The following is a 14588-nucleotide window of genomic DNA, read 5'->3' as shown; positions in this document are numbered from 1 at the left end:
AATCATAATTGTTTTTCAGTTCTAATATATTTCTCCCCAGTTTTGACCGGATTTAATAGATACTTTTAATGGAACTTTTAAAGTAATTACATTCTCCATAATATAAATTAGTTTAGGATATAATTTTTCATATTCCTTTTCTTTTATTTCGAATATTAATTCGTCATGTATTTGCATAATTATTTTACTAAAGAGTTTTTTTTTAGATAGATATTTATCTATTTCTATCATTGATTTTTTAATAATATCTGCAGCAGTTCCTTGCATAGGAGCATTAATACAGGATCTTTCTGCTGATTTTTTTAAAAATATATTTTTTGAATTAATATTAGGTAGATATAATTTTCTACCTAGTACAGTATAAACAAAACCTGTTTTAAAAGCAAATTCTTGATTTTTTTTAATATATTCTTTTACTTTTTGATATTTTTCAAAAAAGACTTGAATATATTTTTCAGCTTCTTTTAAAGTAACATTAATTTTTTTTGATAATCCGAAGGTGGTCATTCCATAAATTAGACTGAAGTTAACTACTTTAGCTTTTTGTCTTTGTTCGTTTGTAACATTAAAGATTGGAACATTAAAAATTTCTGAAGCAGTTAAAACATGAATGTCTTTATTTTTTTTAAAGGCATTAATTAAATATGGATCGTTTGATAGATGAGCTAGAATTCTTAATTCTATTTGAGAATAATCTATAGCTGTAATAATACTTTTAGGAGGAACAACAAAAGATTTTCTAAGAAGGTTACCTTCTTTTGTTCGAATTGGAATGTTTTGTAAATTTGGATTTTTTGAGGAAAGTCTCCCTGTTGATGTTAAAGTTTGATGATAAGATGTATGAATTCTATTGTCTTTTGGATTGATCATATTAGGTAATGTGTCTAAATAATTTGATTGTAATTTTTTTAATTTTCGGTAATTTAGAATAATTTTTGCTAAAGGATTTTCAAAGGATAATGCTTTTAGCACAGTTTTTGAGGTTGAAAAATTCCCATTTTTGTTCTTTTTAATTTTTTTAGATTTTTCATTTTTAAAAAGAATAGGTTGTAGTTGTTTATTCGATAATAAATTAAAAGATGAATTAGATAATTTATGAGCTAATTTTTTGAGATCAATTAATTTCAGCGCATTTTTCTGAGACTGTTCTTTTAGTAAATGTTGATCAATTAAAACTCCATTATTTTCTATTTTTTCTATTACTTTGATCAAAGGTAGATCAATATTATTTAAAATAAATAAATTATATTTATCTTTTTTAAAAAAGTTTGATAGTTTTTGATGTAATTTAAAAATTATCTCAGTTTGAATCATTACATCATTTTTTCTTAAAGTATATTTTTTGTTATTTTTAGTATTATCGAAAGTTTTTTCTTTTTTTTCGTTTTTATTTATTATTTTATTTTTTATCCATTTTTCTTTTAATTCATATAAATTACATTTTTCACCGAATTTACTATTTAATATATATGATTCAACAAAAATATCGTATTGATCACCTTTTAAAGTTATTTTATTTTCTTTTAAAACTTTTCTATCTTCTTTCAAATTTTTACTAATTTTTTTAATTTTTTTATTTTCAAAAATTTTTTGAAAGTCATTGATTGAAATGTTTTCTTTAAAAGGAAAATAAATAGTTTTTTTTTCGTTTGTTGAAAAAGCTATACCTTTTAGACTTTTTTTCTTTTTTTTATAGTTATCAAAATGTAAAAAAAAAGATATGGAAAAAGATTTTTCTATTGTATTGATTATTTCATGAAAATTTTTTTTTAATTTTTTTGAAAAAATTATAAAGTTGGAAGGTTTCTTTTTTATTATTGATTTTTTTTGATAAAAAAAATTAAAGTTTTTAATTTTTTTTATCCATGTATTAAAATTGTAATATTTAAAAAAAAGGTATAAATTTAAAATTTTTGGATTAGAAAATTTCAATTTTTCTTCTATATTTAAATAAATGTCTGATTTTATAGTTATAATTTTTTTAAATAAAAATACTGATTTTTTATATTTTATTAAAGAAGAAATAATTTTTTTTGAATTTCTTACAACAGAGGGTGTTATTTTTTTTAAATTTTTGTAAATAGATTCAATTGATCCATATTTACTAATAAGTATTGAGGCTGTTTTCTTTCCTATTCCAGAAATTCCCGGTATAGAATCTGATTTATCTCCTATTAAGCATAAAAAATCTACAATTTTTTTGGGAGAAAAACCGTATTTTTCTTTTATTTTATTTGAATCGATAATTTCACTATTAGTTGAATAAATAATTTTAATCTCTTTTTTTACTAGTTGAATCATATCTTTGTCATAGCTTTGAATTAAAACGGTATTTCCTTTTCTAGATTCTTTTTTAGCAATAGTTCCTATAATATCATCTGCTTCTATTGTAGGTATAGAAATTGTGGGTATTCCCAACATATTAATAACTGATTTTAGCGGAGAAATTTGAACTTTTAAGTTTTCTGGCATAGATGTTCTATTATTTTTGTAGTTTCTAAAAATAGAATGTCTAAAATTTTTTTTATGGGAATCGAATATAACTATTATTTTTTTAGGTTTATATTTTTTTAGTAGATTAAGTAACATATTTACCATTCCGTATATTGCATTGGATGGTTCTTCAAAAGAATTTTTTAATTTAGGAAGAGCATGATAAAATCGGTATATATATATATTTCCATCAATTAAAATGATTGGATTTAATTGCTTTTTTTCTTTTTTTATATTCATGAAATTTCAATTTTTAAAGTTTTTAGTTAAATTTGTTTAATTTTAATAAGTCAAATTTAAATAGTTTTTAATCATTAATTTAACATAGTTAAAATATTTAATTTAAATATATTTATTGAAATTTTCAAAATAAATTAAAATTCTTATAAAAAGAACAGTTAATATTTTATTTCTTAAAAAAAATTATTAATATTTTAAATTTTGATTGTTCCACAATTTTTTGTGGAATTATTTAAAAATTTTTGATAAACATAAAAAAATGTTGTTATAAGTGAAATACCCATTAATTTTTTGAATTGTTCATTTTAAATATTTTTAATAAAAATCTTTAGATTTTCTATTTTTTTGCAAATTAAGAATGAATAATAAAATTAAAAAAAATATTTTATTCAATATTATGAAAAATAAAAATAATTTAATTTCGCATACTCCGGTAATTAAACAGTATCTATTAATAAAAAAAAAGTATCCTAATACTATTCTTTTTTTTAGAATGGGAGATTTTTATGAATTGTTTTATGATGATGCTATATTAGTTTCAGATATACTTAAAATAGTGTTGACTAATAGAGGATATTCTGCAGGTAAAAAAGTTCCCATGGCAGGAATTCCAGTACATGTTTCAGAAAGATATTGGAAAAAATTATTGAATGTTGGAAAATCAATAGCTATATGTGAACAAAATAAAAAAGATAATTTTAACAAAAAAAAATTAATTAATCGAGAGGTGGTACAAGTAATAACTCCTGGCACAGTCATAGAAGATTTTTTTTTAAATAACGATTCTGATAATATTTTAGGTTCTGTTTGGAAAAAAAAAGATAAGTTTGGATATGCATATATCAATGTTTCTTCTGGGGATTTTTATGTTTCTGAACACGATACTTTAGATTCTTTTTTATCTGAATTATATAGAACTAATCCGGTAGAATTACTATGTAGTGATAACTTTACAGATATTAATAGTCACATGAATATGAAAATTTCAATTGAATATAGATCTGTTTTAGAATTTGATTTAGAAAGTTCGTATAGACAACTTATTTTGCATTTTAACACTCAAAACTTAGAAGGTTTTGGTTTAAAAAAAGATCATTTAGGGATAGGTTCGGCAGGATGTTTATTACAATATATTAAATCTGTTCAAACGATTCTTTTACAAAATATACAATCAATTAAAATAAATTCCTTTAAAAAGTACATTTTGCTAGATAAGATTTCTAGGATTCATTTAGAATTAACGAAAAATGTATTAGGGGGATATAAAAATACTCTTTCTTTTATTTTGAACAGATGTATGACTTCCATGGGTATCAGAATGTTGAAACGTTGGATACATGCTCCATTAAGAGACATTGAAATTATTAAGAATCGACAAAATAGTGTAAAAGAATTAAAAAATAAATTCATAGAGCTTCAATTTCTATTAAAAAATGTTAGTGATTTAGAAAGAATTTGTTCTCGAGTAGCTACTTTTAAAGCAAGCCCATTAGATTTAATTAAAATGAAATTAACTTTAATAGAATTTATTAAAATTAAAAATTGTTTAAAACATATTCAAGAGAAAAATATAAAAAAAATCATTGATAATTTAGGTAATAATAAAAAATTAATTTCATTATTAGAATCATTTCTTAATGAAGATCCATTAGTTTCATTAAAGAGTGGAAATGTTATTTCGAAAGGTTATAATAAAAAATTGGATGATTTAAAAAATATTTCAAAAAATTCTTTGTCTGCTATTAGAAAATTTGAAACTACTGAAAAAAGAAAGATAGAAGTAGATTCTTTAAAAATAGGTTTTAATAAAATTATTGGCTATTATGTTCAAATAAATAAAAAGTATGAAAGTTTAGTGCCTAAAAGATATATTAAAATACAAACATTAAAATTGTATAATCGTTATACAACTTTAGAATTAAAAGATTTTGAAAAAAAAGTTATGTCTTCTAAATTTCAAGTTTTGGAATTAGAAAATTATTTATATATTAAGTTATTAGAAGAAATTTTAATTTATATACCATCGTTAAAAAATAGTTCAAAAGCAGTTTCTGAATTAGATGTATTAACAAATTTTTCAGAAAGAGCAGTACGATTAAAATACGTTTGTCCAGATTTAACAAATAAAATCAAAATTAATTTAGAGAATAGTCGACATCCAGTTATAGAATCGTTGTTAACTCATTCATTTATTCCTAACTCCGTTGATTTATCTAAAAAAAATAGAATGTTAGTTATTACTGGTCCTAATATGGGTGGGAAAAGTACATATATGCGACAAATAGGACTAATTGTAATTATGGCATGGATCGGAAGTTTTGTTCCAGCAGAAAAAGCTATTATTGGAAATATAGATCAAATTTTTACAAGAATTGGGTCTTCTGATGATTTATCAGGAGGAAAATCTTCCTTTATGGTAGAAATGACTGAAACTGCAAATATATTAAATAATGCTACTTCTAATAGTTTAGTTTTAATAGATGAAATTGGACGAGGAACATCGATTAATGATGGATTGTCTTTAGCTTGGGCAGTTTCTTTATATTTAGTTAAGTATGTGCAATCTATAACTTTATTTTCTACTCATTATTTTGAATTAACAAAATTAAAAAATGAGGTTAAAAATATAAAAAATGTTTTTTTTACAACGATTGAATACAATAAAAAGATTTCTTTTTTATACAAATTAAAATTAGGTTCTATGAACAAAAGTTATGGAATATTAATAGCTTCTCTTTCTGGATTTCCAGTTGAAGTAATAAATTTAGCTAAAAAAAAATTAAAGGAGATAAAGTTAAAAAAAAAAATGATGAATGATTCAGTTATAGGTTATTCATATAATAATAGTTTCTTTTCTTTTATGATTAAAAAATTAAATAAATTAAAATATTTCTTTTTTAAAAAAAAATAATTTCATTTTTATTTTTTCAAAAGAGTTTATTTTTTTAGATGTAGTTTTTAGTTAAGTATTGATATAATATTTTGATATTTGTTTTTTAAAAAAATATTTTTTTACAACTAAAATAATATTTGGATATTTAAATATATGGAAACTAAAAATAATTTAAATTTTTTTCATCCATTAAATAAATCGGAAAGAAAAATTTTGGATACTCTAGTTAAAGATTTATCTGATGAAAAGAGAATATGGCTTTCAGGTTATTTTTGGGGAATATCAAGTTATTCTAAAAATAAAAGTTTAAATTTAAATAATCTTAAAAATAAAAATAGCTATCAAATTACTATTTTATGTGCTTCTCAAACAGGAAATTCAAGAATTGTTTCTAAATCTGTGCAAAAAGTGTTTAAGAATTATGAACTATCATCAAAATTAATTAATGTTAGTGATTATAAAGTAAAAAATATTAGTAAAGAAAAAATATTAGTTCTTATTATTTCGACTCAAGGGGAAGGAGAACCTCCAGAAGAAGCGTTATTTTTACATAGATTTTTATTTTCTAGAAAATCGATTGATATGAGTAAGGTGCACTATGCTGTATTCGGATTAGGAGACAGTTCATATGATTTTTTTTGTCAAGCAGGAAAAGATTTCGATAACCGAATATCAGAATTAGGAGGGAAAAGGTTATTAGATAGAGTTGATGCGGATATTGAATATTCAGAATTAGTGCATAAGTGGGGTGAAAAATTATCGATAATTATTAAAAAAAATTTTTTTTCGAAGATTCAATTAGATAAAAAAGATTTTGAAGAATTTAAGTATAAAAATAATAAAAATGTAAAATTTTATGACAAAGAAAATCCATATTTTGGAACAGTTTTGTTTAATAAAAAAATTACAGGAAGAAATTCTAATAAGATTGTTAATCATATTGAAATAGATTTAAGTGATTCAGGAATAAAATATAAACCTGGAGATGTTATTGGCGTCTGGTTTAAAAATGATTCTATTTTGATTGAAAATTTATTAAGAAAATTAAAAATAGATTCGAATTCAATGGTTTTTTACAAAGGTAAAAAAGAAAATATTTTTGATTTACTTAAGAAAAAATTAGAAATAACAGTTAATACGAAAAAAATTGTGCAATCATATAATGTTTTTGCAAAATCAAATGAGTTAGAGGAAATTATTTCCGATAATTCTAAAATAAAAAAGTATGTCAAAAATTTTTCTTTTTTGGAGATGATACATCAAAATCCTATCGAAATAACCGCAGATCAATTAGTTAGTATATTACGGCCACTAACTCCTAGACTATACTCTATTTCTTCTTCTCAGAAAGAAATTAATGATGAAGTTCATCTTACAGTTGGATTATTAAAATATTGGATTAATAATCGATTATATACAGGAGGAGCTTCTAACTATTTAATTAATGAATTAAAAGAGGGAGAAAAAATTTCAATTTTTGTTAAAAAAAATAAAAATTTTCGTTTACCAAAAAATATTGATTCTCAGATAATAATGATATCTGTAGGAACAGGGATTGCCCCATTTAGAGCTTTTTTGCAAGAAAGAGAAAATAATAAATCTAAAGGTAAAAATTGGTTATTTTTTGGAAATCAATATTTCACGGAAGATTTTTTGTATCAAGTTGAATGGCAACAATATTTTAGAAATAAATTATTAACTAAGATCGATTTAGCTTGGTCAAGAGATCAAAAAAAAAGAATATATGTACAAGATAAGATTTATGAAAATAGTTTAGAAATTTGGAGATGGATTACGTTAGGAGCATATATATATGTTTGTGGAAGCATTAATATGGAAAAAAAAGTAGAACAAACGTTTTTAACAATTTTTAAGAAATATGGACATATGGATCAAAATTCAGCAGAAAGTTTTTTATTTAACTTGAAAGAAAAAAAGCGATATCAACGAGATGTATACTAATGAAACAAAAAAAAGAAAAAAATAATTTAACTAAAAATTTATTTAGTGAAGCAGAAAAAATAAAATATAATAGTAATTATTTAAGAGGAACTATCTTAAAAGATCTTAAAAATACAATAACCAATGGCTTTACTGGTGACAATTATTCATTAATTCGATTTCATGGAATGTATCAACAAGATGATAGGGACATACGAAAAGAGAGAATGGACCAAAAGTTAGAACCTCGTCACGCTATGATGTTGCGATGTAGAATTCCAGGGGGAATTGTTAAACCATATCAATGGTTAGAAATTGATAAATTTTCTAATGAAAATACCATTTATAAAACTATACGACTAACTAATCGTCAAACATTTCAATTTCATGGAATTTTTAAAAAAGATTTAAAAAAAGTTCATCAAATGCTTTCTAAAATAGGATTAGATTCATTTGCTACTGCTAATGATGTTAATAGAAATGTTATATGTACTTCTGATTTAACAGTTTCTTCAATACATAAATTTACATATAAATGGGCTAAAAAAATTTCTAGACATTTTTTACCGAAAACAAACGCTTATGCTGAAATTTGGCTAGATAAAAAAAAGATAGTTATTGATGAAAAGGAACCTATTTTAGGAAAAACTTACCTTCCCAGAAAGTTTAAGATAGCAATAGCTATTCCTCCAAATAACGACGTTGATTTTCATGCTAATGATATTGCACTTATAGCAATTTCGAAAAATGAAGAATTATTAGGTTTTAACGTATTAGTAGGGGGGGGATTATCCATTGAACATAAAAATCATAATACATGGCCTTCTTTAGCCATGGAATTTGGTTTTGTAAATTTATCTGACATACTGAAAGTACTTGAAGGCATAGTTACAGTTCAACGAGATTGGGGAAATCGGGTTAATAGAAAAAACGCTAAAACTCGTTATACATTACATAAATTTGGAATAAAAAAATTTATAGCTGAAGTTGAATTCAGATCAAAAACAAAATTTAAAGTTATAAAACCATATATTTTTAGTAATAGAGGAGATTCATTTGGTTGGAATCAAAACATTAATAAAAAATGGAATTATACTTTATATATTGAAAACGGACGTTTGATAGAAGATAAGAGAAAAATTAAGTCAGGTTTATTTAAAATAGCACTTATACACGATGGGGATTTTAGGATTACAGCTAATCAAAACATAATTATTTATGGAATTTCAGAAAAAAATAAAAGCAATATAGAAAAGATTATTTTTGAACATATGAAAATAAACGATATTTCAAAATTACAAAAAATGTCGATGGCGTGTGTTTCTTTTCCAACTTGTCCGTTAGCTATGGCTGAAGCGGAACGTGTTTTAACCTCTTTTATTCAAAAAATAGATAAAATTATGGAAAAGTATAATTTAGTTGAAGAAACTATTATAGTTAGAATTACCGGATGTCCAAATGGATGTGCTAGATCTTTGTTAGCAGAAATAGGTTTAATAGGAAAATCATTAGATCGATATGATTTGTATATAGGAGGTAATAAAATAGGTACTAGAATACCTAGATTATATCGAGAGAATTATAGTTTATCTAAAATTATAAAAGTTATTAATCCTATGATTAAACGATGGTCTTTAGAGAGGCTATCTAATGAGTGTTTTGGAGATTTTTTAATTCGTGTTAAAATAATAAAGAATGTTTCTAACTTTCCTAGCAATTTTTGGAAGAAATAAAAGGAAAATTATTAATTATGTCAATATTAGATTTTTTAGAAGTTCAGAATTGGAGTTCAGATCAAAAAAATCAATATTTAAAAAAAAATAATGTTTTTTTAAATAAATTATCTGCAGAGAACAGAATTGCTTGGGCATTCAAGAATTTATCTAATAAATTTGTTTTATCTTCAAGTTTTGGAATACAATCGGTAGTTTTATTACATTTAGTTATTCAACAAAAATCTGATATTCCCATTATAGTAATAGATACAGGATACTTTTTTTTAGAAACTTATAAATTTATTGATCTATTGACAAAAAAATTTAATTTAAACATAAAAATCTATAGCGCTAGTATTTCGCCAGCTTGGCAAGAAAGTAGGTATGGAAAATTATGGAAGAAAGGAATAAAAGGTATAGAGAAATATAATTCTATTAATAAAGTGAAACCAATGAAATATGCTTTAAAAGATCTTTCGGTAAGAACGTGGATAGCTGGATTAAGAAGAAAACAATCTAAGAGTAGGAATAATTTAAATTATTTAGAAATAAAAAAAGATTTTTTTAAATTTTTTCCAATTTTAGATTGGTCTGATTTTAAAATTTTTAATTATATTAAAGATCATAATTTACCTAATCATCCTTTACTAAATAAAGGGTATATTTCTGTTGGAGATGTGCATACGACAAGTAAATATGTTAAAGGAACATCTAAGGAAAAAACTAGATTTTTTGGTTTAAAAAGAGAATGTGGTTTACACCATATAAAATGATTTATTTATTATAAAAAATATTGAAAAAATGTTTTACTTATAATTTTTAATTGAAGTAAAATTAAGAAAAATATTTTTGATTTCTTAAGGTACTTGTGAATTATTTTCCTTGTTTTATAAATTTAGATAATAAAAAAGTTTTGTTTGTAGGAGCAGGTAAAATTGCTGTTAGAAAAATTTTTTTTTTAATTAAAATGAATGCTCAAATAATAGTTGTATCTAGAAAAATTTCTAATAATTTAATTAAATTACATAGAGAAAAAAAAATTGATTGGATAGATACTAATTTTTTTGAAAATCAATTAAAAAAAATTTTTTTGGTTATTGTTGCAACAGATAATAATTCTTTAAATAAATATATATATGAAAAAACAAAACAAAAAAAAATATTAGTTAATGTTGTTGATGATCGTTCTAAGTGCACTTTTATTTTTCCTTCCATAGTAGAACGGTTTCCAATAATAGTAGCTGTTTCTTCTGGAGGAACAGCACCTGTATTAACTAAAATGATCAAAGAAAAGATAGAATCTACGTTACCGATGAATTTAGGAAAATCGGCTTTGTTAGCTCAAAAATGGAGATCTCATGTTAAATTAAAATTTAAAAAAAGTATTTATCGTCGCCATTTTTGGGAAAAAATTTTTGAAGGAATGTTTGTTAATCACGTTTTAAATGGAAATTTTAAAAAAGCTATTAAAGTATTAAATAATGAAATTAAACGAAAAAAAGTAATTAAAGGTGAAATTTCTTTGGTAGGAGCAGGTCCAGGGGACGGTGGTTTATTAACCTTAAAAGGGTTACAAGTCATTCAAAAAGCCGATGTAGTTTTGTACGATAATTTAGTGAGTTCTGAAATTTTGTCATTGATTCGAAAAGATGCTAAAAAAATTTATGTAGGAAAAGAAGCAAAAAAATTATGTATTTCACAAGAAGAAATTAATCTAATATTAATTAAAATGGCTAAAAAAGGAAAAAAAGTTGTTCGTTTAAAGGGAGGGGATCCGTTTATTTTTGGTAGAGGAGGAGAAGAATTAGAAGTAGCTAAAAAGTTTAAAATTAATTTCCAGGTAATTCCAGGTATAACATCAGCTATAGGAGTTTCTTCATATGCCGGAATACCATTAACGCATAGAAATTATTCTAGTGGTATAATTATTATAAATGGATGCAAAAAAAATGAAATAGAAGGCAAACAAAATTGGAAATCTATATCAAGATTAAAAAATTATACCATAGTTATATATATGCCTAGATTACAATCTACTTATATTTTTGATGAATTAAAAGCTAATGATTATCCTTTAGATATGCCTATAGCTTTAATAGAACAAGGAACTACTTTAAATCAAAAAACTGTTATTGGAATTTTTAAAAATCTTAAAAGTTTATTATTTTTAATGAAAAGCCCAACATTATTAATTCTTGGAAAAGTAGTTTCTTTATCTAAAAATTTATCATGGTTTAAATCAGATACTAATCAGAATAGTTTGCTTTAAATATATTTATTTTTTTTTAAAATATAAAAAAGGGGTGAAATGAAAAGAAAGTTGTTCTCTTATTTGTCTGAATTAGAAGCTGAAAGCATTTTTATTATTCGAGAAGCATTTTCAGAGTTTGAAAATCCTGTTATGTTATATTCTATAGGGAAAGATTCTTCAGTTATGCTACATTTAGCGAAAAAAGCTTTTTTTCCAGGAAAAATTCCATTTCCTTTATTACATGTAGATACTGGATGGAAATTTAAAGAAATGTATGAATTTAGAGATCAAATAGTCAAAGAATTAAATTTAGATTTGATCATTTATACAAATTCAGAAGGAATAAAATTAAATATTAACCCTTTTGTTCATGGTAGTGATAAATTTACTAGTATTATGAAGACTGAAGCATTAAAAAAAGCTATAAAGAAATATAATATAGATGCTGCTTTTGGTGGTGCTAGAAGAGATGAAGAAAGATCAAGATCTAAAGAACGAGTTTATTCTTTTAGAGATAGTTTTCATAAATGGGATCCAAAAAAGCAAAGACCCGAATTATGGAACATTTATAATGGACAAATTAATTTTTCAGAAAGTATGAGAATATTTCCTTTGTCTAATTGGACAGAGTTAGATGTTTGGGAGTATATTTTTTTAGAAGATATAAAAGTTGTCCCTTTATATTTTTCTAAAAAAAGATCAATTTTAAATAGGAATGAAAAGTTAATTTCAGTTGAAGATGATCGAATAGAGATAAAGTCTAATGAAAAAATAGAAATTAAAAATGTTAGATTTCGGACATTAGGCTGCTGGCCTTTTACTTCAGCAATAAAATCTAATGCAAAAAATGTTTTTGATATTATTAAAGAAATGACATTTTCTAGAACTAGTGAAAGAACTGGAAGATTAATAGATCATGATCGATCTAGTTCTATGGAATTAAAAAAACGACAAGGTTATTTTTAGTTGGGTATTGAAATGAAAAAAGAAACAGATATTAATAATAAAAATGATTTTAGTAAAAAAAAGTGGTTTTTTTGTAATAAAGATAAAGATATTTTTAGATTTTTAACATGTGGTAGTGTAGATGATGGAAAAAGTACTCTGATAGGTCGATTGTTGTATGATACAAATCAAGTTTATGATGATCAATTAGAATTGTTGTCTAAAGATAGTAAAAAGCATGGAACTCAAGGAAACAAATTAGATTTTGCATTGTTAGTGGACGGATTACAATCAGAAAGAGAACAAGGGATAACAATTGATGTAGCTTATAGATATTTTTCTACAGAAAAAAGAAAATTTATCATGGCTGATACACCAGGACATAAAGAGTACACGTGTAATATGGTGACAGGAGCATCAAAATGTGATTTATCAATTATTCTTGTAGATGCAAAAAAAGGTCTTTCAGAGCAAACATATAGGCATTTTTTTATTAATTCTATTTTCGGAATAAAATATTTAATTATTGCTATTAATAAAATGGATTTAGTAAATTATGAAAAAAATATTTTTAAAAAAATAAAAGAAGAATTTTCGATTTTTATAAAAAAACTCTCAATTGAATTAAATGTATTTTTTATTCCAATTTCTGCATTATTAGGGATTAATATAGTTAGTAATAAATTTTTAATTGATTGGTATAAAGGTCCCTCTTTATTAGATTTTTTAGAAACTATAAAAAGAACTAAGATAAATAACATAGAAAAAAATTTAAGATTTCCTGTTCAATGTGTTAATAGATCTAATACAAATTTTAGAGGTTATTCGGGAACAATAGTTGAAGGCTCAATATCAGTAGGACAGAAAATTAAAATTTTCCCTTCTAATATTTTTGCCACAGTTTCAAAAATAGTTACATATGATGATAACTTAGTTCAAGCAAATGCCGGTCAAAGTGTTACTGTTTTATTAAAAGAAAATATTGATATAAGTAGAGGAGACTTATTCGTAGATTCATCTTCTTCAATATTTTCGAAAAAAAATATTTTTGTTAAGCTTATATCAATGTCTAAAGATCCAATAGTTGCTGGAAAAATTTATAATGTAAAAACTGCAACTAAAAAAGTAAGAGCCTTCGTTAAGAATATTGTTTATAAAATAAATATAAAATCACTAAAAAAAAATAAATCTGATCAACTTATTCTAAATGAAATAGGATTAATAGAAATTATGGTTGAAGAACCTGTTTTTTTTGATAGTTTTAGAAAAAATAAAATTATGGGAAGTATGATTTTTATTGATTTATTGAATAATAATACTGTTGCTGCAGGTATATTTGAGGGTTTAAAAAAAGAAAAAGAAAATATAAAAGAAAATTTTTTAAACAATAACTTTGAATTAGAATTACGTTCTTTAATATCTAAACATTTTCCTCATTGGGGGATAAAAAACATTTTTTAGTTAATTTATAAAAGTAGTATAAAATATATGAATCAAAAAAATATTTTTTTTCAAAAACATATTATTAGTAGAAAAAAAAGAGAACTTTCAAACAAACATAATTCAAAAGTATTATGGTTTACAGGATTATCCGGTTCAGGAAAATCTACTATTGCTGGAAGTTTAGAAAATATTTTATATAAACAAAGGATCAAGACTTATTTGTTAGATGGAGATAACTTGCGGTTAGGTTTGTGTAGTGATCTTGCTTTTAGTAATAAGGATAGAACTGAAAATGTTCGTAGGGTGGCTGAAGTTTCCAAGTTAATGCTTGAAGCAGGATTAGTAGTGTTATGTGCTCTTATAACACCATATGAAAAAGATAGAATTGCAATTAAAAATATTATAGGGGTAAAAAATTACATAGAGATTTTTGTCGATACACCTTTTGAAATATGTAAATTAAGAGATCCAAAAGGATTGTATAAACAAAACGTTTATAAAAAAATTGATAATTTTACAGGATTTGATTCCAGTTACGAACCTCCAAAATCTCCAGATTTACACATAAATGGAGAAGAGTCTCTAGAAATCATATTAAAAAAAATATTTTTTTTTATTAAAAATAAAATTTTTCTTAAAAATGTTAATTAAATAACTTTTTATATAT

The 14588-nt window shown here is 23.5% G+C and carries 9 protein-coding genes; 8 read left to right on the top strand and 1 reads right to left on the bottom strand.

All coding sequences use genetic code 11. From position 1 onward, the window contains the following. Positions 1-21: 21 nt before the first annotated feature. Positions 22-2733 (bottom strand): DNA polymerase I, encoded by a 2712-nt coding sequence (gene polA, locus RJT62_RS01770; protein ID WP_343153400.1) that lies wholly within the window; start codon positions 2731-2733, stop codon positions 22-24. 397 nt (positions 2734-3130) lie between these two features. Between polA and mutS the strand changes: the two genes are divergently transcribed. From mutS to cysC, 8 genes are all read left to right on the top strand, one after another. After that, a complete protein-coding gene (mutS, locus tag RJT62_RS01765; protein WP_428994290.1) occupies positions 3131-5644 on the top strand; it encodes a DNA mismatch repair protein MutS in 2514 nt (837 codons plus the stop codon). A gap of 135 nt (positions 5645-5779) precedes the next feature. Then, a complete protein-coding gene (locus tag RJT62_RS01760; protein WP_343153395.1) occupies positions 5780-7588 on the top strand; it encodes an assimilatory sulfite reductase (NADPH) flavoprotein subunit in 1809 nt (602 codons plus the stop codon). Next, positions 7588-9300, top strand: a complete 1713-nt coding sequence (gene cysI, locus RJT62_RS01755; RefSeq protein WP_343153393.1) for an assimilatory sulfite reductase (NADPH) hemoprotein subunit — start codon at positions 7588-7590, stop codon at positions 9298-9300. Before RJT62_RS01760 ends, cysI begins: the two co-directional genes overlap by 1 nt. Before the next feature lie 17 nt (positions 9301-9317). Next, entirely contained in the window at positions 9318-10055 is a 738-nt protein-coding gene (locus RJT62_RS01750) for a phosphoadenylyl-sulfate reductase (RefSeq protein WP_343153390.1), read from the top strand. A gap of 95 nt (positions 10056-10150) precedes the next feature. Beyond that, the gene (gene cysG / locus RJT62_RS01745; RefSeq protein ID WP_343153388.1) at positions 10151-11551 is read left to right on the top strand and encodes a siroheme synthase CysG; all 1401 of its coding nucleotides are present in this window, start codon (positions 10151-10153) and stop codon (positions 11549-11551) included. 39 nt (positions 11552-11590) lie between these two features. After that, entirely contained in the window at positions 11591-12499 is a 909-nt protein-coding gene (cysD, locus tag RJT62_RS01740; RefSeq protein WP_343153387.1) for a sulfate adenylyltransferase subunit CysD, read from the top strand. Between the two features lie 12 nt (positions 12500-12511). Then, on the top strand, positions 12512-13939 hold the full coding sequence (gene cysN, locus RJT62_RS01735) for a sulfate adenylyltransferase subunit CysN (protein ID WP_343153384.1): 1428 nt from the start codon (positions 12512-12514) through the stop codon (positions 13937-13939). 27 nt (positions 13940-13966) lie between these two features. Beyond that, the gene (gene cysC / locus RJT62_RS01730) at positions 13967-14572 is read left to right on the top strand and encodes an adenylyl-sulfate kinase (RefSeq protein WP_343153382.1); all 606 of its coding nucleotides are present in this window, start codon (positions 13967-13969) and stop codon (positions 14570-14572) included. Positions 14573-14588: the final 16 nt, after the last annotated feature.

The organism is Buchnera aphidicola (Mindarus keteleerifoliae), from assembly GCF_039392895.1.
GTDB classification, from domain to species: domain Bacteria; phylum Pseudomonadota; class Gammaproteobacteria; order Enterobacterales; family Enterobacteriaceae; genus Buchnera_A; species Buchnera_A aphidicola_A.
This window is presented reverse-complemented; position numbering and strand designations above follow the sequence as displayed.

Bases quoted from the DNA above. Each gene is read 5' to 3' on its own strand.
- polA (WP_343153400.1), bottom strand. From the start codon at position 2,733: ATGAATATAAAAAAAGAAAAAAAGCAATTAAATCCAATCATTTTAATT.
- mutS (WP_428994290.1), top strand. From the start codon at position 3,131: ATGAAAAATAAAAATAATTTAATTTCGCATACTCCGGTAATTAAACAG.
- RJT62_RS01760 (WP_343153395.1), top strand. From the start codon at position 5,780: ATGGAAACTAAAAATAATTTAAATTTTTTTCATCCATTAAATAAATCG.
- cysI (WP_343153393.1), top strand. From the start codon at position 7,588: ATGAAACAAAAAAAAGAAAAAAATAATTTAACTAAAAATTTATTTAGT.
- RJT62_RS01750 (WP_343153390.1), top strand. From the start codon at position 9,318: ATGTCAATATTAGATTTTTTAGAAGTTCAGAATTGGAGTTCAGATCAA.
- cysD (WP_343153387.1), top strand. From the start codon at position 11,591: ATGAAAAGAAAGTTGTTCTCTTATTTGTCTGAATTAGAAGCTGAAAGC.
- cysN (WP_343153384.1), top strand. From the start codon at position 12,512: ATGAAAAAAGAAACAGATATTAATAATAAAAATGATTTTAGTAAAAAA.
- cysC (WP_343153382.1), top strand. From the start codon at position 13,967: ATGAATCAAAAAAATATTTTTTTTCAAAAACATATTATTAGTAGAAAA.